This window comes from Billgrantia sp. NRB1 (assembly GCF_056921725.1).
This window is the reverse complement of sequence record NZ_CM167783.1, coordinates 3,851,412-3,871,589: the sequence shown is the minus strand read 5'-3', so window position 1 is coordinate 3,871,589 and position 20,178 is coordinate 3,851,412. Positions and strand designations below refer to the sequence as shown.

The 20,178-nt window shown below is 66.8% G+C and carries 20 protein-coding genes, 3 tRNA genes and 1 pseudogene; 12 read left to right on the top strand and 12 right to left on the bottom strand.

All coding sequences use genetic code 11. The annotated features are described in order from the left end of the window. On the top strand, nucleotides 1–1,038 hold the full coding sequence (selD, locus tag ACZIYR_RS17700; protein ID WP_473031671.1) for a selenide, water dikinase SelD: 1,038 nt from the start codon (nucleotides 1–3) through the stop codon (nucleotides 1,036–1,038). Beyond that, nucleotides 1,035–2,162 carry a tRNA 2-selenouridine(34) synthase MnmH gene (gene mnmH, locus ACZIYR_RS17695; RefSeq protein ID WP_473031670.1) on the top strand — a complete coding sequence of 376 codons (1,128 nt, stop codon included), beginning with the start codon at nucleotides 1,035–1,037 and terminating at the stop codon, nucleotides 2,160–2,162. Before selD ends, mnmH begins: the two co-directional genes overlap by 4 nt. A 10-nt stretch (nucleotides 2,163–2,172) precedes the next feature. Here the strand turns inward: mnmH and ACZIYR_RS17690 are convergent, their stop codons facing one another. After that, nucleotides 2,173–2,868, bottom strand: coding sequence for a type 1 glutamine amidotransferase (locus ACZIYR_RS17690; RefSeq protein ID WP_483527574.1), 696 nt, complete (start codon nucleotides 2,866–2,868; stop codon nucleotides 2,173–2,175). A 72-nt stretch (nucleotides 2,869–2,940) separates the two neighbouring features. On the opposite strand from ACZIYR_RS17690, the gene ACZIYR_RS17685 reads away from it, so the two are divergent. Then, a complete protein-coding gene (locus ACZIYR_RS17685; protein ID WP_483527573.1) occupies nucleotides 2,941–3,234 on the top strand; it encodes an MGMT family protein in 294 nt (97 codons plus the stop codon). Nucleotides 3,235–3,277: 43 nt separating this feature from the next. Beyond that, on the top strand, nucleotides 3,278–3,874 hold the full coding sequence (locus ACZIYR_RS17680; protein ID WP_483527572.1) for a YjaG family protein: 597 nt from the start codon (nucleotides 3,278–3,280) through the stop codon (nucleotides 3,872–3,874). Here the strand turns inward: ACZIYR_RS17680 and ACZIYR_RS17675 are convergent. The 5 genes from ACZIYR_RS17675 to hisB form a co-directional block, all read right to left on the bottom strand. After that, nucleotides 3,871–4,395, bottom strand: coding sequence for a hypothetical protein (locus ACZIYR_RS17675; RefSeq protein WP_483527571.1), 525 nt, complete (start codon nucleotides 4,393–4,395; stop codon nucleotides 3,871–3,873). The genes ACZIYR_RS17680 and ACZIYR_RS17675 overlap by 4 nt on opposite strands. A gap of 29 nt (nucleotides 4,396–4,424) precedes the next feature. Beyond that, nucleotides 4,425–5,198 carry an imidazole glycerol phosphate synthase subunit HisF gene (gene hisF, locus ACZIYR_RS17670; RefSeq protein ID WP_473031665.1) on the bottom strand — a complete coding sequence of 258 codons (774 nt, stop codon included), beginning with the start codon at nucleotides 5,196–5,198 and terminating at the stop codon, nucleotides 4,425–4,427. Nucleotides 5,199–5,200: 2 nt separating this feature from the next. Next, complete coding sequence (gene hisA, locus ACZIYR_RS17665) at nucleotides 5,201–5,950, bottom strand: 1-(5-phosphoribosyl)-5-[(5-phosphoribosylamino)methylideneamino]imidazole-4-carboxamide isomerase (RefSeq protein ID WP_473031664.1); 750 nt, start codon at nucleotides 5,948–5,950, stop codon at nucleotides 5,201–5,203. A gap of 141 nt (nucleotides 5,951–6,091) precedes the next feature. After that, nucleotides 6,092–6,733, bottom strand: coding sequence for an imidazole glycerol phosphate synthase subunit HisH (gene hisH / locus ACZIYR_RS17660; protein WP_483527570.1), 642 nt, complete (start codon nucleotides 6,731–6,733; stop codon nucleotides 6,092–6,094). Between the two features lie 28 nt (nucleotides 6,734–6,761). After that, nucleotides 6,762–7,355 (bottom strand): imidazoleglycerol-phosphate dehydratase HisB, encoded by a 594-nt coding sequence (gene hisB / locus ACZIYR_RS17655; RefSeq protein WP_483527569.1) that lies wholly within the window; start codon nucleotides 7,353–7,355, stop codon nucleotides 6,762–6,764. Between the two features lie 207 nt (nucleotides 7,356–7,562). On the opposite strand from hisB, the gene ACZIYR_RS17650 reads away from it, so the two are divergent. From ACZIYR_RS17650 to ACZIYR_RS17620, 7 genes are all read left to right on the top strand, one after another. Next, nucleotides 7,563–8,024 (top strand): GNAT family N-acetyltransferase, encoded by a 462-nt coding sequence (locus tag ACZIYR_RS17650; RefSeq protein ID WP_483527568.1) that lies wholly within the window; start codon nucleotides 7,563–7,565, stop codon nucleotides 8,022–8,024. Continuing rightward, a complete protein-coding gene (locus tag ACZIYR_RS17645; protein ID WP_483527567.1) occupies nucleotides 8,021–10,375 on the top strand; it encodes an AsmA family protein in 2,355 nt (784 codons plus the stop codon). The genes ACZIYR_RS17650 and ACZIYR_RS17645 overlap by 4 nt, the downstream gene beginning before the upstream one ends. 85 nt (nucleotides 10,376–10,460) lie before the next feature. After that, nucleotides 10,461–11,546 (top strand): A/G-specific adenine glycosylase, encoded by a 1,086-nt coding sequence (gene mutY / locus ACZIYR_RS17640; RefSeq protein WP_483527566.1) that lies wholly within the window; start codon nucleotides 10,461–10,463, stop codon nucleotides 11,544–11,546. A 28-nt stretch (nucleotides 11,547–11,574) separates the two neighbouring features. After that, nucleotides 11,575–11,847, top strand: coding sequence for an oxidative damage protection protein (locus tag ACZIYR_RS17635; RefSeq protein ID WP_473031659.1), 273 nt, complete (start codon nucleotides 11,575–11,577; stop codon nucleotides 11,845–11,847). A gap of 93 nt (nucleotides 11,848–11,940) precedes the next feature. After that, nucleotides 11,941–12,016 (top strand) — tRNA-Phe (locus ACZIYR_RS17630). Between the two features lie 6 nt (nucleotides 12,017–12,022). Further along, nucleotides 12,023–12,097, top strand: a tRNA-Gln gene (locus ACZIYR_RS17625). A 46-nt stretch (nucleotides 12,098–12,143) separates the two neighbouring features. After that, nucleotides 12,144–12,219, top strand: a tRNA-Thr gene (locus tag ACZIYR_RS17620). A gap of 420 nt (nucleotides 12,220–12,639) precedes the next feature. Here the strand turns inward: ACZIYR_RS17620 and istB are convergent. Both istB and istA read right to left on the bottom strand, forming a co-directional pair. Then, a complete protein-coding gene (gene istB / locus ACZIYR_RS17615) occupies nucleotides 12,640–13,437 on the bottom strand; it encodes an IS21-like element helper ATPase IstB (RefSeq protein WP_483529102.1) in 798 nt (265 codons plus the stop codon). Beyond that, complete coding sequence (gene istA / locus ACZIYR_RS17610; RefSeq protein ID WP_483527565.1) at nucleotides 13,437–14,744, bottom strand: IS21 family transposase; 1,308 nt, start codon at nucleotides 14,742–14,744, stop codon at nucleotides 13,437–13,439. Before istA ends, istB begins: the two co-directional genes overlap by 1 nt. Before the next feature lie 244 nt (nucleotides 14,745–14,988). Here istA and ACZIYR_RS17605 point away from each other — a divergent pair. Next, a pseudogene (locus ACZIYR_RS17605) lies at nucleotides 14,989–16,130 on the top strand (IS3 family transposase). Between the two features lie 266 nt (nucleotides 16,131–16,396). Here ACZIYR_RS17605 and nfsA read toward each other — a convergent pair. The 4 genes from nfsA to ACZIYR_RS17585 form a co-directional block, all read right to left on the bottom strand. Next, nucleotides 16,397–17,128 (bottom strand): oxygen-insensitive NADPH nitroreductase, encoded by a 732-nt coding sequence (gene nfsA / locus ACZIYR_RS17600; protein ID WP_483527564.1) that lies wholly within the window; start codon nucleotides 17,126–17,128, stop codon nucleotides 16,397–16,399. 195 nt (nucleotides 17,129–17,323) lie between these two features. After that, nucleotides 17,324–18,526, bottom strand: coding sequence for a 3-oxoadipyl-CoA thiolase (pcaF, locus tag ACZIYR_RS17595; RefSeq protein ID WP_483527563.1), 1,203 nt, complete (start codon nucleotides 18,524–18,526; stop codon nucleotides 17,324–17,326). Between the two features lie 35 nt (nucleotides 18,527–18,561). Beyond that, nucleotides 18,562–19,335, bottom strand: coding sequence for a CoA-transferase subunit beta (locus ACZIYR_RS17590; RefSeq protein WP_483527562.1), 774 nt, complete (start codon nucleotides 19,333–19,335; stop codon nucleotides 18,562–18,564). Next, nucleotides 19,335–20,165, bottom strand: a complete 831-nt coding sequence (locus ACZIYR_RS17585; RefSeq protein WP_483527561.1) for a CoA transferase subunit A — start codon at nucleotides 20,163–20,165, stop codon at nucleotides 19,335–19,337. The genes ACZIYR_RS17590 and ACZIYR_RS17585 overlap by 1 nt, the downstream gene beginning before the upstream one ends. Nucleotides 20,166–20,178: the final 13 nt, after the last annotated feature.

The following is a 20,178-nucleotide window of genomic DNA, read 5'->3' as shown; positions in this document are numbered from 1 at the left end:
ATGAGCGCCATCCGCCTGACCCAGTACAGCCACGGGGCTGGCTGCGGCTGCAAGATTGCCCCCGATGTCCTGGACGGCATCCTGGCCAAGGCCGGCCCGGGGGCCGCCCATGCTCGACTCATCGTCGGCAATCAGGGCCGCGAGGATGCGGCGGTCTACGATCTGGGCGACGGTCGCGGCATGATCGCGACCACCGACTTTTTCATGCCCATCGTCGATGACCCCTTCGATTTCGGCCGCATTGCCGCCACCAACGCCATCAGCGACGTCTACGCCATGGGGGGCACCCCGGTGATGGCGCTGGGCATTCTTGGCTGGCCGCTGGACAAGCTGGGGGCCGAGATCGCCGGCGACGTGGTGGCCGGCGCCCAGGCGGTATGCCGCGAGCTGGGGCTGGCGCTGGCCGGCGGCCACTCCATCGATGCGCCGGAGCCAATCTTCGGCCTGGCGGTCAACGGCCTGGTGGATCTGGAGCATCTCAAGCTCAACAACGGGGCCCAGCCCGGCGATCTGCTGTTTTTGACCAAGCCCCTGGGGGTGGGGATCCTCACCACCGCCGAGAAGCAGGGACTGCTGGAGGCAGGCCACCAGGGCCTGGCGCGGGAAACCATGCTGAAATCGAACCGGATCGGCGTCGAGCTGGCGAAGGTCAAGGGCGTACACGCCATGACCGATGTGACCGGCTTCGGTCTGGCCGGTCATCTGGCCGAGGTGTGTGCGGCCAGCGGCGTTGCCGCGCGCATCGACTTCCGGCGCCTGCCGCGGTTGGCCGAGGCGGAGGGCTATCGCCGCCGCGGCGCGGTCCCGGGCGGCACCCGGCGCAACCGCGAGGCCCTGGGCGAGAGCCTGCCGGCCATGGATGACCCTCACTGGCAGTGGCTGTGCGATCCGCAGACCTCCGGAGGCCTGCTGCTCTCGGTACACCCCTCCTGGGAGGATGACGTGGAGCGCATCGGTCGCGCCCATGGCATCGAGCTCCAGCCCTTCGGCGAAGTGGTCAAGGCCAGGGGGCCGGCGCTGATCGAGGTGCGCGGATGAGCCTGCCGCAGGTCGACCCCGACCTCTCGCTGCTGCGCGCGGGGCGGGTCTTGATCGACGTGCGTGCCCCGGTAGAGTTCGCCCAGGGCGCGCTGCCCGGCGCGGTCAATCTGCCGCTGATGGATGACGAGGAGCGCCGCCGGGTCGGCATCGAATACAAGCAGCGTGGGCAGCAGGCGGCCATCGCGCTCGGCCAGCGGCTGGTCAGCGGTGCCATCAAGACGGGCCGCGTCCGCGCCTGGCTGGCGGCGCTGGAGCGTCATCCCGACGCCATCGTCTACTGTTTCCGGGGCGGGCTGCGCTCGCAGATCGCCCAGCAGTGGATCGCCGAGGCGGGTATTGAGCGACCGCGCATTCGCGGCGGCTGGAAGGCGATGCGCCAGGGGCTCTGCGCACGCATCGATGCCGCCGCTGACCACCCCTTGCTGGTGGTGGGCGGCCTGACTGGCTGTGCCAAGACGGCGCTTATCCAGTCCCTGGACAACGGCCTCGACCTGGAGGGGTGTGCGCGCCACAAGGGCTCCGCCTTCGGTCGTCATCCGCTGCCGGCGCCTTCGCAGATCGACTTCGAACACGCCATGGGACTGCGCCTGCTGGCGCTGCCGGGCCCGGTGGTGGTGGAGGACGAGTCGCGTCATATCGGCTCGGCCAATGTGCCGCTGTCCTTCTGGCGAGCCATGGAGCAGGCGCCCAGGCTGCGCGTGGAGATGCCGCTGGACTGGCGGCTGGCGCAAATCCAGAAGGATTATATCGACGACCTCTGGGCGGTCTATCGCCGCCAGTGCGGGGAGTGGCTGGGCTGGGCGCTGATGCGCAAGCAGCTTGCCTCGGCGCTGGCGCGGCTTCGCAAGCGGTTGGGCAGCGCCCGGCTGGCGCGGATCGCTCGGCTCCAGGCGCTGGCGTTTCGCGAGCATGAGCGCGGCAATGCCCAGGCCCACGAGGCGTGGTTGGCCCCGCTGCTCACCGAGTACTACGACCCCATGTACCGTTACCAGCTGGAGAAGCAAGACCCCCGCCGCTTCCTGCACGTGGGGGACTGGGAGAGCTGCCTGGCAGCCGCGAGGGCCTGGTCGGAGACCGCCGAGCAGGCCTGCGCCGGCTCGAACCGCGCCGCGCTGGCCTGAGGTTCGGGGCTCAGGCGCGGCCTGTGCTTAGCCACTGGCTCAGCAGGCGGTCGAGCAGCGGGGCCAGGCGGTCGAAGCGCGCGCTCTCCGCGAGCATCGTCTCGCGGGACTGGACGTGAGGCCCGTCGGCGCCACCTTGCGGCGGCGCTGCGCCGTCGAGCAGCTCGATCACGCCGGCCCGGGTCAGCTCCAGGTGACACAGCAGGCCCAGCGCGCGACCGCCGTCCCAGGCGAATCCCTGCACCGGGCTGGCCTGGCTGCCGCCCAGCGGCAGGGCGTCGTCGGGCAGGGCAAAGACCCGCTCATGCCACATGAAGGCGGTGAAACGCTCGGGCAGGTCCAGGGGGCTTTGCGGCGAGAGCGTTACCTCGTGCCAGCCCACCTCGGCGAAGGTGCCGCGTCCCACGGTCGCCCCGAGCGCCTCGGCGATCAGCCGGGCGCCGAGGCCGATCCCCAGCAGCGGCTTGTTGCTATCCAGGGCCCGGTCGATCAGCTTGCGCTCGCGCTTGAGCCAGGGGTGGCTGGCCTCCTCTTCGCTGCCCCAGGGCCCGTCGAGCACGATCAGGGCGTCGCAGTCGGCCAGGCTGGGCGGGGCTTCACCGGCGTGCAGATGAAAGACCGTATGGCTGTGCCCCATGCTGTGCAGCCAGTCGGCGATGCGGGCCGGGCCCTGGAAGTCACTGTGTTGAAGCAGGTGGACGTGCATGAAGGCCTCGCCGAGTAGAGAATGAATGGGCGGTGCCGGTGCGGCCCGCAGGGTCAGGGAGCGAAAGGGTACATGAAGGCGTCGCTGCGCGAACAGATATTGACCATCCTCGCCCAGGTGCCGCCGGGGCGAGTGACCACCTACGGGCGCATCGCGTCGATGACCGAGGGTGGCGCGCCGCGGCTGGTGGCGCGCGCCCTGCGCGAACTGCCCGCCGGACATTCGCTGCCCTGGTTTCGGGTGATCACCGCCTCGCGGCGGCTGGCCGACCACCCCGGGGCACACGAACAGCGCCAGCGACTGATGGCCGAAGGGGTGGTCTTCGACGACCGCAATCGCGTTCCGCCACGCTGCCTCTGGCCGTGACGAGACCCGTGCCCATGAGACAGACCAACTGCCAGGAGACTCCATGAGCGGCTTTCATCAGCGCCTTCTCACCCTCGAGCCGCGACGTCAGCAGGCCTTCATGGCCGCACTGTGCGAGCGGCTGCTGCCCAACTTTGTGTTTTACCATCAGGCCCGCCAGGCCCAGGCCGGCGGTGCGGACAACCCGGCGGCGGGCCTGCGCGCGATCCTCGATCTGGTCTGGGAACGACTGTCGGTCAAGGAGGCCAGCATCGACTTCGACCGCCAGGCGGAGAAGCTCGCCGAGCTGGAGCCGCCGGCAGAGGATGACAGCTTCGGTGCCCGTCGCGCCCTGGAGGCGGTGGTGGCGCTCTCGGCGCTGCTCGATACCCTGCGCGGCGAGGCTCCCGAAGCGATCCTGGAGGTGAGCCGCGCCTCCAAGGGCGGGGTGCGCGCCTTTATCGAGCTGACCGAAGGCGAAGAGGATCCCCAACGCCTCTCGGCGCTGCTCAAGCAGCACCCGCTGATGGCCGAGGAGAATGACTTCCAGGACGCCGTGCTGGAGGCGGTGGAGGGCCCGCTCGATCGCGACTCCCTCAAGGCGCTGCGCCGGCTCGGGCGCAACGAGGGGGTCAGCAACCTGGGGCTGTCGTTGGACTAGAAGCGGATACCGCCGGTGACCATGGCCCCCGCCACCCCGAACACGATCAGGTCGGCCTCGAAGCGCTCCCAGCGCAGCCCCACGCTGGGCAGCACGGCCGGGGCGGTGCCGTAGCGGTTGAAGGGGATGTTGTCCCGGTACTCGCCCCGGTAGCCGTGCAGGGCACCGGCAGTCAGCTTGGCGCGAAAGCTCAGGTTCTCGGCCGGCTCCCAGAAGGGGAACTTGCGCCCGACGTACCCGTACCAGGTGGGCTGGTCGTAGGAGTTCTTGAACCACGCAAGGCCCGCCAGCCAGCGGTCGGGGTTGTGGAGTTCGATGCTGATCAGGTCTTGCTGGTTGTTATGCTCGTCCCGCGGGCTGAAGTGGGTGGTGTAGAGGCTGGTTTGCACCAGCACATGACTGAGCTCCGGCTTGGGCGGCCAGGAAGGATAGAAGCTGTCGGCCACCGCGGTGGCCGACAGCAGTAGGCAAAGTAGCGCTCCGACCAGGCCGAGACGGGCCGTCTTCCCTGAAGGTGTCACGATGACGCTCCTGAGAGAGATATGTTCTCCTAGAGTCGCATTTCGATGCCCCGCTCGGCCATATAGCGCTTGGCCTCGGGAATGGTGTATTCGCCGAAGTGGAAGATGCTGGCGGCCAGCACCGCGTCGGCACCGCCCTCACGCACCCCTTCCACCAGGTGGTCGAGGTTGCCGACGCCGCCGGAGGCGATCACCGGTACGCTGACTGCTTCGCTGATGGCGCGGGTCACGCCCAGGTCGAAGCCTGCCTTGGTGCCATCGCGGTCCATGCTGGTGAGCAGCAGTTCGCCGGCGCCGTACTCGACCATCTTCTTGGCCCACTCGACGGCATCCAGTCCGGTAGGGCGGCGGCCGCCGTGGGTGAAGATCTCCCAGCGCGGCGGTTCGCCCTCCTTGGATACCTGCTTGGCATCGATGGCCACCACGATGCACTGGCTGCCGAAGCGCTCGGCGGCCTCGCGGACGAACTCGGGATTGTTCACCGCGGCGGTGTTGATCGACACCTTGTCGGCGCCGGCGTTGAGCATGGTGCGAATGTCGTCGCAGGAGCGGATGCCGCCCCCCACGGTCAGCGGAATGAACACCTCGCCGGCGATTCGCTCGACCATCTCCACCGTGGTGTCGCGATCCTCGTGACTGGCGGTGATGTCCAGGAAGGTGATCTCGTCGGCGCCCTGCTGGTTGTAGCGCTGGGCGATCTCCACCGGGTCGCCGGCGTCGCGAATGCCGATGAAGTTGACGCCCTTGACCACGCGGCCGGCGTCGACGTCGAGGCAGGGGATGATGCGTTTGGCCAGTGGCATGGTCAGTTCCCCGCTTGGCTGGTGAGTTGGTCGCAGAGACGCTGGCCTTCGGCCACGTCCAGGCTGCCCTCGTAGATGGCACGCCCGGTGATGGCGCCGAGGATCCCCGGCTCACCGGCTTCCACCAGGGCACGCAGGTCGTCTAGGTTGGTCACTCCGCCCGAGGCGATCACCGGCAGGCCGCCGTCGCGGGCAAGCGCCGCGGTGGCCTCGACGTTGACGCCGTTCAGCATGCCGTCCCGGGCGATATCGGTGTAGACAATGCTCGAGACCCCATCGTCGGCGAAGCGCCTGGCGAGATCCACCGCCTTCACCTGGGAGACTTCGGCCCAGCCGTCGGTGGCGACGAAACCGTCACGGGCATCGAGGCCGACGATCACATGTCCCGGAAAGGCGCGGCACATCTCGCCGACGAAGTCGGGCTCCTTGACCGCCTTGGTGCCGATGATCACGTAGCTGACCCCGGCGGCGAGGTAGTGCTCGATGGTCTCGGCGGAGCGGATGCCGCCGCCGATCTGGATCGGCAGCTCGGGGAAGCGCTTGGCGATGGCGGTCACCGCCTCGCCATTGACCGGCTCGCCGGCGAAGGCGCCGTTGAGGTCGACCAGGTGCAGGCGACGGGCGCCGGCCTCGACCCAGCGAGCGGCCATGGCCACGGGGTCGTCGCCATAGGTGGTGGCGTCTTCCATGCGGCCCTGCTTCAGGCGCACGCACTGGCCGTCCTTGAGATCGATGGCGGGAATTACCAGCATGTCCAGCTCCTTTCGGCGCGTCGTCGGGCGCCTGAAATTAGTGGCGCGTCGTCGGGCGCCGGTGATTGGCGGCGCAGCAGCGGGGCGCCCGGTGGATGAGTCGTGTGCGGCGAGGTCGTCCTGGCGCGGTGTGGCCGCCGCTCAGGGAGTCCAGCGCACGAAGTTTTCCAGCAGGGTGAGGCCGGCCCGGGAGCTCTTCTCCGGGTGGAACTGCACGGCGAAGGTGGCATCGCGGCCCACCGCCACATGGGCGCTGATGCGGCCATAGTCGGTGGTGCCAAACACCGTGGCGTCGTCGCTGGCCTCGGCATAGTAGCTGTGCACGAAATAGAAGTGCTCGTCCTGGTCGATGCCCTTCCATAGCGGGTGCTCGCGATGCTGATGCACCAGGTTCCAGCCCATGTGCGGGACCTTCAGGCGCTGGTCGTGGTCGTCGCGCATGTCGGTGGGAAAGCGGCTCACCTCGCCGGGCAGAAAGCCCAGGCAATGGATGCCGCCGTTCTCCTCGCTGTGCTCCAGCAGCATCTGCTGGCCCACGCAGATGCCCAGCAGCGGCTTGGCCTGACTGGCCAGCAGCTCCTCGACGAGGCCGCGCAGCTCGGTCTTCTCGAGTTCACCCATGCAGTCGCGGATCGCCCCCTGGCCGGGCAGCACCAGGCGGGTGGCGCCGCGGATACGGCGCGGGTCGCGGGTGATGGTCACATGCTCGTGGGTGACGTGCTCCAGGGCTTTGGCAACCGAATGCAGATTGCCCATTCCGTAGTCGATGACGGCAATGGTCATGAGTGCTCCTCTGGTGTCGGTCGCGGTCCTACAGGCAACCCTTGGTGGACGGCATCTGGCCGGCCATGCGCGGGTCGGGCTCCACGGCCATGCGCAGCGCGCGACCGAAGGCCTTGAAGATGGTTTCCGCCTGGTGGTGGGCGTTGAACCCCTTCAGGTTGTCGATATGCAGGGTGACGCCGGCATGATTGACGAAGCCCTGAAAGAATTCCCAGAACAGCTGGGTGTCTAGGCGGCCGATGCTGGCGCGGGTGAAGTCGACCTCCATGAACAGGCCCGGCCGGCCGGAGAAATCGATCACCACCCTCGAGAGCGCCTCGTCCAGCGGCACATAGGCATGGCCGTAGCGGCGGATGCCGCGCTTGTCGCCAATGGCGCGGGCGAAGGCCTGGCCCAGGGTAATGCCCAGGTCCTCGACGGTGTGGTGGTCGTCGATGTGCAGGTCGCCCACCGCCTTGATATCGAGATCGACCAGGCCGTGGCGGGCCACCTGGTCGAGCATATGGTCGAGAAAGGGAACGCCGGTCTCGCAGGTCAGTCGACCTTCGCCATCCAGGTTCACGGACACCGTGATCTGGGTTTCCTGGGTGTCACGGCTGACCGTGGCGATACGCTCGGACATGGGGGACTCTCTCCAGCGCTGGCCTGTCTCTGCGGTGCCGGCGCGAATTCAGGGGTTGGCCCGGAAGCACGGCGCGGCCGCTGCCGGGCGGGCAAGCCGCAGCGCTTGCCGCCGTAGAGCGGCCATTATAGTGAATCGACGCCCCCATCCGCTACAATGCGCCCATCACAGCGGCGGCGCATTGCCGCCTGGCCCCGGAGAGCTCCTATGCCGGTAACGCTACATCTCATCGATCACACCGCCTGGGGCGAGGATGCCCAGGTGCGGCTCGATCTGCAGCGCATCTATCAGGATGCCCCGGCCGATCGCCTGCCTGCCGCGGTGGACGACTTTATTTCCGACCACCTCAGTGCTGGCCACTTCTTTGGCTGCGCGCGATTCAATGATCGGCTGCTCGGCGCCGTGGCGGTGCGCTCCGACCCCGACGCCTGGTGGCTGTCACAGATGTGCGTGCGCAAGACCACCCGCCGGCGAGGCGTCGGCTCGCGTCTGCTGGCGCTGATCAGCCGTTCGGCCCATGACCGGGGATGCCAGCTGCGGGTGCCGGCCTCCCAGCTGCCGATGCCCGATCAGATGCTGCTCAGCCGTCTGGGCTACCGGCTGCATGCCACCGGTGACTATTTCGAACTCGACCCACCGCTACAGGGACAGGGAGAAGAGACGCCATGAAGCGACTCTTTCAAACGCTGCTGGCGGCCATCGGCGTACTCGGCGTCGTGGTGGTGGCCGCAGTGGTGTATGTCACGACCTTTCTCGATCCCGAAGACTTCAAGCCGCGCCTCATCGAGGTGGTGGAAGAGCATAGCGGGCTCGAGCTAACCATGGAGGGGCCGCTGGCCTGGTCGTTCTACCCGCGGCTGGGGGTCAGTGTGGAGAGCGTCGAGAGCCGCCTGCCGGAACAGGAGGATGAGGCCCCCTTCCTGGCCTTCGAGCGGGCCGAGGTTAGCCTCGCCTTCGCGCCTCTGCTGCGCCGCGAGATCGCCATCGAGGGCTTGACCCTGGATGGCATGCAGCTGCGCCTGGAGCGCGATGCCGAGGGGCGAGGCAACTGGGAGTCGCTGCTGCAGCGGCTGGACGAGCGTCGTGAGGGCGCCGAGACGGTGCTGGCCCCGGCCAGCGCCGGCCCCAGCCCCAGCTTCGCGGGGGGCGGCAATCTGGCGGTGGCACTGAACATCGCCAGCGTTCAGGTGCGCAACGGCGAGGTGCTGTACCGCGACCTTGGCGAGGAGCGGGAGTGGCTGCTGGAAGGGCTCAGCCTGACCGGCACCAACGTCAATCCCGCCCGCGCCTTTCCGCTCCGGACCTCCTTTCGCATAGCCTCCTATGGCGCCCTGGACTGGCGGGAGCTGGAGCGCACGCCGGGGCTCTCTAGCGAGGTCTCGCTGGAAAGCCGGGTTCATCTCGACCTGGCCGAGCGGCGCTACCGGCTCGAGGAGCCCCAGCTGAATACGACCACCCGGCTCGCCGAGGTGGAGGGGCGCCAGGCATTGAATGTCAGCGGCCGGGAGCTGTTGCTGGAGCTCTCCCAGCGACGCATGGGGCTCGAGGAGGGCCAGCTGGATGCCAGCCTCCAGCACTCGGCGCTGGGCGAGCAGCCGGTAGCGCTCTCGCTTGGCTTCGTGCTCGATGCCGATCTAGCCGAGCACACCGCCCAGCTGCGCAAGCTGCAGCTCAGCGGCCCGGACGGCCTGCGCCTGAGCGGCAATCTCAATCTGGCCGGGCTGGACACGGCGCCCACCTACAGCGGCCAGCTCAGCCTGGCGCCGCTGTCGCTTAGGCCCTGGCTCACGCGCATGGAGCGACTGCCGGTCATGGCCGGGTCGGATGCGCTCTCCGACGTCGCCATGACCAGTCCGGTGCGCGGCGACCTGAACCGGCTCGAGCTTTCCAGCCTGACCCTGGTGCTGGATGACAGCACCTTCACCGGCCGCCTGGCCATGGGGTTCGCGGGCAACGACCTGAACGTGGATCTGCGGGGCGACCGCCTGGACCTGGATGCCTACCTGCCGCCGCCCGAAGGGGCCGCCGATACCGCCTCGCGGAGCGGTTTCTTCGCCATCGGCCGCGCCCATGCCGATGAGGAGGCGCCGCTGGTGCCCGCCGAATGGCTCTCGGCACTGAGCCTGGACGCCAGCCTGACGCTGGGGCAGCTACGGCTGATGGGCCTTGACTTTGCCGAGGTCGAGCTGGAGCTGGCCGGAAGCGAGGGGCGACAGCGCCTGGAGCGTTTCACCTCAGGGTTCTACGACGGTGAGCTCCATGCCGGCGGGGAGCTCGACCTGACCCGCGACCCGGTTCGCTGGCAGCTGTCGCCGACGCTCTCGCGGGTGCGCCTGGAGCCGCTGATTCAGGCGCTGGGCCGCAGCGAGGAGCCGTCGCCGCTGCGCGGCCGACTCACGGTCGACGGTCAGCTGGAGTCGCGGGGCAACAGCTGGCTGCAGCTGCGGCGCAACCTGGATGGTCGATTGGCCGCGCATATCGACGAAGGGGCAGTGCTCGACGTCAATGTCTCCCGGGAGCTGTGCACCACCGTCGCCGCCCTCGAGGGACGCGAGACCACCCGCGACTGGAGTGCCGACACCCGCTTCGACCGGGCCGAGGCCAGTATCCGGATCAACGACGGTGTGGCCCGCAGCGACGACATCCTGCTCACCCTGCCCGGCATTGAACTGGGCGGCGAGGGGGAGCTGGACCTGGTCACCGAGCGCTTCGACCTGCGCGCCGCGGCCCGCTTCGTCGATAGCGCCGATGCGGCCTGTCGCGTCAACCCGCGCCTGGAGCGGGTACCGCTGCCGGTGCGCTGCTCCGGCAGCTACCTGGGCGATAGCCGCGAGTGGTGCCGCTTCGACCGCGAAGCCTTCCAGGCCAGCCTGGTCGAGCTGCTACGCGACGAGGCCGCGCGCCGGGGGCAGGATGAAATCGAGCGGCGCCTGGAGCGCCCCCTGGAACAGCTCGAGGAGCGGCTCGGGGAGGGTGCCGGCCAGGAACTCCGTGACGCCCTGCGCGGTCTCTTCAACTGAGCATCAAGCAAGTCAGTCCCTGCGCCGGCCCCGTGTCGGCGCTTTTTTTGCCGCTGACCCTGAGCGCGCCCGACAAGGATCGATGATGACGGATTCTCCCGTGCCCGTACTGTCCGCCGAGGCCTTCCAGGGCCGGCTGCTGGCCTGGTACGACCGCTACGGCCGCCACGACCTGCCCTGGCAGCATGACCGCTCGCCCTACCGGGTCTGGGTATCTGAGATCATGCTGCAGCAGACCCAGGTCGCCACGGTGATCCCCTATTTCGAGCGTTTCATGGCGCGCTTTCCGAACGTCCAGGCCCTGGCTGACGCCGAACAGGATGAGGTCCTGCACCTGTGGACGGGGCTTGGCTATTACGCCCGTGGCCGCAACCTGCACCGGGCGGCCAGGGAGATCGTCGACCACCATGCCGGCGAGCTGCCCCTCGAGGTGGAGGCGCTGGCCGAGCTGCCGGGCATCGGTCGCTCCACCGCGGGGGCCATCGTGGCCCAGAGCAGCGGCCGGCGGGCGGTGATTCTCGACGGTAACGTGAAGCGCAGCCTCGCTCGCCTGCATGCCATACCGGGTTGGCCGGGGCGGCCGGCCGTGGAGCGCCGCCTGTGGGCCCTGGCCGAGCACTACACGCCCCATCATCGCCTGGCCGACTACACCCAGGCGATGATGGACTTCGGGGCCACCCTGTGCCGTCGCGGCATGCCCGAATGCGTGAGCTGTCCCTTTGCGGACGTCTGCGTGGCCCATGCCCGGGGGGAGCAGCGCCGCTTCCCCGAGTCCAAGCCGAAGAAGGCCCTGCCCACCCGTACCACCCTGATGCTGGTGCTGCAGGATGCCCAGGGGCGTGTACTGCTGGAGCGACGGCCTGCCAGCGGCCTATGGGGCGGACTCTGGAGCCTGCCGCAGTTCGACGATCAGCCCGCCCTCGTGGCCTGGCTGGATCAGCACGCCCCGGGCAGCAGGCTGGCCCCCAGCGGGTCCACCTTTACCCATGTATTCAGCCACTTTCGGCTCGAGATCACCCCGCAGCCGGCCAGAGTCAGTCGACTCGACTCGGTGGGCGAGGGCCGGCGCTGGTACGATCCCGATAACCCCGACAGCCTGGGCCTGGCGGCACCGGTGAAGTCGCTGCTCACCTCGCTTGCGACCTTCACCCTTACCGCGCCAGGCCCTTGATCCCCCCACACCTGACCAGGAGAACCCCATGAGCCAGACTGTCTACTGCCGCAAGTACCAGCAGGAACTCGAGGCCCTGCCGTTTCCGCCCCTGCCGGGCAAGAAGGGCAGAGATATCCAGGCCAGTGTGTCGAAGCGGGCCTGGGAGGAGTGGCAGGCGCTGCAGACGCGACTCATCAACGAGAAGCACCTGAACATGCTCGACCCCGCCGCACGGGAGTATCTCACCGACCAGATGGAGCGCTTCCTGGACAACCGCGAGACCGACCAGGCTGAAGGCTATGTGCCGCCCGAGCGCTAAGCGGCTGGGCCTTGGTCACGCCTCCTCATCTGCATGATAAGAAAGGGGTTGACGGCGACGGCGGTATCTTGTTTAATACGCACCGTTGGCAGCGGCCAGATAGCTCAGTTGGTAGAGCAGGGGATTGAAAATCCCCGTGTCGGCGGTTCGATTCCGTCTCTGGCCACCACACTGCTGGGGTATAGCCAAGTGGTAAGGCACCGGTTTTTGGTATCGGCATTCCCAGGTTCGAATCCTGGTACCCCAGCCACGCCAACCCTGTTTCCGATTCTGCATTTCGTCTGAGTCGGTCCCGAGCCGGCATAGCTCAGTTGGTAGAGCAACTGACTTGTAATCAGTAGGTCCCGGGTTCGACTCCTGGTGCCGGCACCATCTAAACGTCGGGATTATCAACGAATTGCAGCAGTTGAGAAGCCGCCCATTGAGGCGGTTTTTTGTGCGCGTAAAATGTGACGTAAATATCAATACCACCACGGGTGACTTGCTTCTGTTACCGCTCTACTGCCGTAACTCGATAATGACTTTAGCAGTGTCAATACGACTCAGAGGCTCGGGCAGGGAGCTGCAACGGTCATCTCTCTGGGGGGCTTGGGCTTGCGTTCTATGCCTATGCTGTCGGTGCTAGTGGCAAGGGTGTAGCAACCGTGCTGACCGAGCTCGTGGCTCTATCAGGGACGTTTCTGTGGAGCCGAAGGCGTGGCTCTGGGGACCAAACTGATAATGGCACCGGAGGCGTGTCAAGCGACATCAGAAAGTGACCCCCTTGCGACAGTGAAATCTGCCCCCCCCCCCTTACCCTCTGACGACCTGCTCGTGATGATGGATGGAATCGGGCTTGATCAGCCCGGCCTTGCGTTTGGCACGCAGTCGGTAACTGTCACCGCGGATGGTGATGACGTGACTGTGATGCAGCAGCCGGTCGAGGATGGCGGTGGCCACCACGGCATCACCGAACACCTCGCCCCACTCGCTGGCCGCCCGGTTGCTGGTGACCAACAGGCTGCCGCGTTCGTAGCGCCGGGTGACCAGCTGGAAGAACAGGTTGGCCGCCCCCGGCTCCAGTGGCAGGTAGCCCAGCTCGTCGATGATCAATAGCTTGGGTTTGGCGAAGTGCCTCAGGCGCTCCTCCAGGGCGCCATTGGTATGGGCCTGGACCAGCTGGGTGATCAATGCCGTGGCGGTGGTGAACAGCACCGAGTAGCCGGCCCTGACCGCTTCCCGGCCCAGTGCCACGGCGAGATGGCTCTTGCCCACGCCCGGCGGGCCGAGCAGCAGCAGGGCATCGCCGTTGGCGATCCAGCGCCCACAGGCCAGCTCACGGATCTGGCCGGGGTCCACGGCAGGCTGGGCGCTGAAATCGAAGCCCTCCAGGGTGCGCAGGAACGGGAAGCGAGCGATGCTCAGCCCCATCTGGATGCGTCGCTGCTCCTTGTGAGCCACCTCCTGCTCGCACAGGTAGGCCAGCGTCTCGCGCAGGGTCAGCTCCCGGCGTGCGGCTTCGTCGAGCAGAGTGTCGAGGCGCTCGCGGATGGCGGTCAGCTTGAGGCGCGTCAGCATGGCGTCCAGGCGCTCAGTATCCGGCGTCGTCATCACCAGCCACCTCCCACCACGGCCTCATATTCGGTCAGGTCGCGCTGCAGCGCGGCCGGCGGCAAGGTGGCCACGATCTCGCTGGGCGCCACGGTGCCTCCGGTGTCCGCTTTGGGCGGCCGGTAGCCGACGATGCCCTGCAGGTGCTCCGGCAGGCAGCGTACCTGACGACGCCCGCCCAGCTCCGGGTGGCGGGCCACCTCGCAGCCGGCGTGGTGCACCCGCAGTTCGCCGTCGGTCACGCTGACCTGGACGGGCTCACCGATCAGGCGCCAAGGCACGCTGTAACGGTTGGTGTCGACCTCCACGGTGGCGTCGCGCTGGACCCGCCGGCTCAGCTCTCGGGCCTGCTCGAAGGGCGCCCGGTCGTTCAGCGGCTGCAGGCTGGCCTGTTCGGCGATGAAGCGCACCGCCGGCAGCTCTCCTGTGGTGCCGTGGACCCGCTGGTCGGCGATCTCGCGCATCCACCAGCTCAGATGGGCCTCCAGCGCCGACCAGGCGGCGAAGGTCCGGCCGGCGATGGCGTTACGCTTCACGTAGCCGACACCTCGCTCGTCCTTGCCCTTGGTGCGGGCGCGGTACGGCGCGCAGGCCACCGGTCGGAACCCCCAGTAACGCGCAAAGGCCGCCAGCCGCTCGTTGAACACGACTTCGCGGGTCGCCGCGTTATGGTGGTCGACCAGCGCCCGGGCGTTATCCAGCAGCACCTGCTCTGGAACCCCGCCAAAGTGGCGGAAGGCGCCCTCCAGGCCAGCGAACCACGCCGATTGCCGCTCGTGCCGGAAGGCGCGGACGTAGAGACGGCGGGAGTAGCCCAGGGTGGCGACAAACAGGAAGACCTTGACCGACTCTCCATCGATGGTGATGTGGCGGCTGCCGAAGTCGATCTGCAGTTGCTTCCCGGGCGGGGTCTCGAATCTCACCGTGGCCTTGGCCTCGGCGGCCAGTGCCTGGCGGAACGGCGCGCAAGCGCGTTCCACCGTGCGCAGGCTGACCGTGAGGCCGTGTTCGAGCTGCAGGTCCTGCAGGACCACGGCGGCGTTGCCGGCATGCTGCAGGAAGCGAGCCTTCAGCCATTCCTCAAACCCTTCAAGCGACTTGCTGCGCTTCGGGCTCGCGTAGGGCGCCCAGCCGCCCTGGCGCAGGTAGCGCTTGACGGTGTTCCTGCTGACACCGAGTTCATCGGCGATGCGTTTCGTCCCCCAGCCACAGGCCTTCAGGCGCAGCATGGCGGCGACATCCTCTGGGCTCTGCATCGGTTCCCCTCGTACCTGAGTGTGGGGAACGTTATATCCGGATTTCTTCATGGGCGGACCCTCCTGGTGAGCTCACGGAGGGGTCAGTTTTCCGTGTCGCTTGGGGGTCAGTTTTCCATGTCGCCTGACAGGCGAGTAGCTGTGTTGCCGAGAAGCTCCCGGTTCAGGGAGCTTCTTTTGCATCACTGGTGCACGATAGGCACGCTCAGGTCGTAGACGTCCAACATCCCCGTGAAGTGGTCCAATTGGAGCGGACACCCCGATAAGCCTCATAATAGAGGCAATGGAGGTGTTCATGACCAAGAAGACTCGACGTCGGTTTTCCGATGAATTCAAGGCGGATGCGGTGAGCCTGGTGATCGATCAGGGGTATTCCGTATCCGAGGCCGCCCGGCGCCTTGGCGTGGAGCGCAGCGTGCTGGACCGCTGGTGCCGCAAGCACCGTCAGCAGGTCTCCGGCACCCCGGGGCGGCAGGAGGACGATCGCGACGCCGAGATCAAAAAGCTCCGCGAAGAAGTTCGTAAGCTTCAGATTGAAAAGGATATTTTAAAAAAGGCGGCGGCCTTCTTCGCCAAAGAGTCGAGCTGAGATACCAGTTTATCGAGTCGGAGAAGGCCACCTATCCCGTGGCCGTGTTGTGTCGAGTCATGCAGGTCAGCCGGAGCGGTTTCTATGCCTGGCGACGGCGTGGCCCTGATGACCATCGTCAGGCCTTACTTCAAGAGGTCAGAGAGATTCATCGCCAGAAGCGTGGCAGCTACGGAAGCCGTCGCATGGCCAGAGAGCTACGACGCCGAGGCTACGACGTCGGCCGTTACCAGGCCCGCAGCCTGATGCGGGAAGCAGGTGTAGAGGCACGTCAGCGGCGCCGCTGGCGCCATACGACCGACAGTGAGCATAGCCTGCCGGTGGCGCCCAACCTGCTGAACCGCCAGTTCATGGTGGCAGCACCGAATCGGGCCTGGGTGGCCGATATCACGGCGATCTGGACGCTGGAAGGATGGCTCTATCTGGCGGCGGTGCTCGACCTCCACGATCGGCAGCTGGTGGGCTGGGCGATGGCTGACCACATGCGCACGCCGCTGGTCCTGGATGCCTTGGAAATGGCCGTAGGTCGCCGGCAGCCCGAGAGAGGGCTGATTCATCACAGCGATCGCGGCAGCCAGTACGCGTCACGTGATTACCGCGCCAGGCTGGATCGACACGGGTTCCAGGCTTCGATGAGCCGGAAGGGGAACTGCTGGGACAATGCCGTGATGGAGCGCTTCTTCGGCTCACTGAAAAGCGAGTGGCTGGCGGGCCAGCGATACTGGAGCCGGCAGGCAGCACGGCGGGATGTGATCGACTACATCGAGATGGAGTACAACAGCTGCCGGCTCCACTCGACCCTGGGCTACCAGACGCCGAGGGAGATTGAATTGGCAGCTGCGGCTTGAAAATGTGTCCGCTCTGACTTGACCAGAACACCGCTGACCGCTGGCGTCCTGCTTTTCGTGCTGGGTGCCCTTGGTGTCGGTGATCCCTTTCCGCTCAGGTCATGCATGCTGAAGTGCTCGCTTCTGTGATGATCTCGTCCTCCATGGCGCGGCGAATGAAGCGCTACCAGGCGCTCTCCGGGTAGAGCCGCCGGTAGTGGGTGGGGAGGACTCCATCCCATTGCTTACGCTAATGCCTGAAGTCAGGGTGTTCAATTTGAGCTGGGCTACTTCATCTCAAAACCGCGCTTTACCAGAAAATCATACATATGGGAGCGCAGTTTGGTATCGAATAGCGGGGTCAAGTTCTGCGACCAGTTGCTCCTTTTGTTGCCACCCTTCCTTGATTGATAGTAGGTGCACATTGTCGCATCGAAGGCCTCCACCTGCTCGCGGTCGTCCGTATAGACATCCTCCTTGAGGATCGCTTCCACCGGAAGACGTGGCTTAATATCCGGTTGCTGGTCAGGGTAACCGAGGCACATCCCGAATACTGGATAGACGTGATCCGGTAGGCCTAATAGATCGCTGATGGCTTGGGGGTTGTTGCGCACCCCCCCGATGTAGCAGATGCCCAGTCCCTCGGACTCAGCGGCTACGGCCACGTTCTGGGCCATCAGGGCGGTGTCTATACTGGCCACTAGCAGTTGCTCGGTCATCCCTCGCACCACCCGAGCGCCGCTGCGCTTGGCGGCTTCTGTGGGGCGCTTCATGTCGGCGCAAAATATCAGGAAGGCACCGCAGCTTGCTACATAGGATTGGCCGCCGGCCAGTTCGGCAATCTTCTCACGGTTCTCGAGCTTCTTAACATGGATGACCGTGTAGGCTTGCACATGGCTGGAGGTGGCGGCTCCCTGTCCGGCGCGGATTAGCTCTTCCAGCAGCGCCCGGGAGATAGGTTGGTCGGTGAATTTTCGGATGGAACGATGGGACTTTAGCAGTTCGATGGTCGAGTTCATCATTTTTTCGCGAGATACCCTGCACTTATTGTGTAGGGAGGGATAGGTCGTTGCCTGTAGGGAGTCCCTGCTCTCGCTGCCTCCTTTCAATTTTTTGCTATCATGCATTTGCTAGTTTCTTTTGAAATTACTAGACGCTCTTACAAGTATGGCTGATGCCCGAAATAAGAAAAAATCCTATCGCACAAGCTACTTTTACACTCCCTCGATCAGGGTGGCGATGCCTTGGCCCACGCCCACGCACATGGTGCAGAGGGCATAGCGCTTGCCGGTGCGCTGCAGCTCATGGGCGGCGGTGAGCAGCAGGCGCGCGCCGGACATGCCCAGCGGGTGGCCTAGTGCGATGGCGCCGCCGTTGGGGTTGACCCGCGGGTCGTCATCGGCGAGCCCCAGGTCACGCATGCAGGCCAGCGCCTGGGCGGCGAAGGCCTCGTTGAGCTCGATCACCTCGATCTCGTCCAGCGATACGCCGGTTCGCTCGAGCAGGCGGTTGACAGCGGGCACCGGGCCGTAGCCCATGATACGCGGCTCGACGCCGGCGGTGGCCATGCCGAGGATCTTCGCCATGGGGGTGAGGCCGTGCTGCTCTACTGCGGCCCGGCTCGCTACCAGCATGGCGGCGGCGCCGTCGTTGACCCCGGAGGCGTTGCCGGCGGTGACGCTGCCGCCCTCGCGGAACGGCGTCGGCAGGCCGGCCAGCTTCTCGAGGGTGGTCTCGCGCAGGTGCTCGTCCTGGTCGAAGCGCAGTGGCTCCTGCTTGCGGCGCGGGATCTCGATGGCGGTGATCTCCAGCGCGAAGCGGCCGGCCTGCTGGGCGGCGGCGGCCTTCTGCTGGGAGCGCAGGGCGAAGGCGTCCTGGTCCTCCCGGGCGATGGCGAATTGCTCGGCCACGTTCTCGGCGGTCTCCGGCATGGCGTCGATGCCGTAGGCCTTCTTCATCAGCGGGTTGACGAAGCGCCAGCCGATGGTGGTGTCCTCGATCTTCTGGCCCCGGGAGAAGGCGCTGTCGGCCTTGCCCAGCACGTAGGGGGCGCGGGACATGGACTCCACGCCACCGGCCAGGGCCAGCTCCATCTCGCCGGCCTTGATGGCGCGGAAGGCGGTGCCCACCGCGTCCATGCCGGAACCGCACAGGCGGTTCAGGGTGGTGCCGGGAATGGACACTGGCAGGCCGGCCAACAGCGCCGACATGCGCGCCACGTTGCGGTTGTCCTCGCCGGCCTGGTTGGCGCAGCCCATAAAGACCTCTTCGATGGCGGCCGGGTCGAGATCCGGTGCCTCGGCGAGCACCGCCTTGAAGATGCTGGCCGCCAGGTCGTCGGGGCGCACGCTCGAGAGGGTGCCGCCGAAGCGGCCCACGGCGCTGCGGCGCGGATGGCAGAGGAATACATCGGTCATTGCCTTATCTCCTGAAAGTCGCTGCGGTCGCGGCGTCACTCGCCGGCGTGGGCACGGGCGGTGCGATCCTTGAGATCCCGCAGGATCTCGAGTTCCTTTGCGCTGGGCTCAGGGGTGTCCTCGAGCCGCTCGGCGAAGCGGATCTCCCAGCCGGTGGCCGCGATCACGTCCGCGCGGGTCACGCCCGGATGGAGCGATACCACGACCAGCTCCTTGGTCTCGGGGTCGGGCTTCATCACGCAGAGGTCGGTAATGACGCGAGTGGGGCCCTTACCGATATTGGGCACGCCGTCACGGCCCTTGCCGTCGCGGCCGAAGCCCAGAGTGGTGACGAAGTCGACCCGGTCGACGAAGGCGCGCCTGGAGTGCTTCAGGGTGATGAAGACCTCGCCGGCATTCGTCGCGATCTCGGGCGCCCCGCCACCGCCCGGCAGGCGCACCTTGGGCTCGCGATAGTCGCCAATCAGGGTGGTATTGAGGTTGCAGTAGCGGTCGATCTGGGCGGTGCCCAAAAAGCCCACGTCGATCTTCCCGCCCTGAAGCCAGTAGCGGAACATCTCCGGCACCGCCACGGTGGTGAGCGCGGTCTCGGCCAGCTCGCCATCGCCGATGGAGAGCGGCAGCACGTCGGGCTTGGTCTGCAGGGTGCCGGATTCGTAGATCAGTACCACGTCGGGGGCATGGGTGAGGCGCGCCAGGTTGGCCGCCTCACTGGGCAGGCCGATGCCGACGAAACAGGTCATGCCGTTCTCCAGGGCGCGGGCGGCGGTGACGGTCATCATCTCCGAGGCAGTGTAGTCGAGGCTCATCAGGCGTTCCCCCCTGCGTTCATGACGTTCTCTTCGATCCAGGCGGTGAAGGTGTCGCGATCCCGGGCGATGGCGTCCCACTCCTTGTAGAAGGCGTTGTTGCGCGGGTAGTAGCCGTGGGCATAGGAGGGCAGCGAGCCCTTCTCGGCCACGGCGATGGCGCTGATCGCCCAGCCCGGGATGATGCAGGCGTTGGGGTGGTAATCCGGCTCGCTGCGCAGGTCGTCGACGATCTCCTCGACGGTGACGATGCTCTGCTTGGCCGCCAGCACCGCCTCCTTCTGAACGCCGACGATGCCTTCCACCAGCACGTTGCCGGCGCGGTCGGCCTTCTGCGCATGCACGATGGAGACGTCCGGGCGCACCGCTGGCACCGCCGCCAGGCGCTCGCCGGTGAAGGGGCACTCGATGAACTTGATCTGGTCATTGACGCTGGGCAGCTCGCTGCCCACATAGCCGCGCAGCACCGCCAGCGGCAGGCCCGCCGCGCCGGCCTCGAAGGCGCAGGCCATGGCGGCATGGCTGTGCTCGAGGATCTCGACCTGGTGGGGCCAGCCCTTCTCCACAGCGTCGCGCAGGCGATGCAGCGAGCCCACGCCGGGATTGCCGCCCCAAGAGAAGATCACCTTCTTGGCGCAGCCGGCGCCGATCAGCTGGTCGTAGACCAGGTCGGGGGTCATGCGGATCAGGGTCAGGTCGCGCTTGCGCTGGCGGATCACTTCGTGGCCTGCGGCGAAGGGAATCAGGTGGGTAAAGCCCTCCATCGCCACGGTGGCGCCGTCTTCTACATAGCGCGCCACCGCGTCATGCAGGCTCAGGATTTCGGCCATGGGAATACTCCTG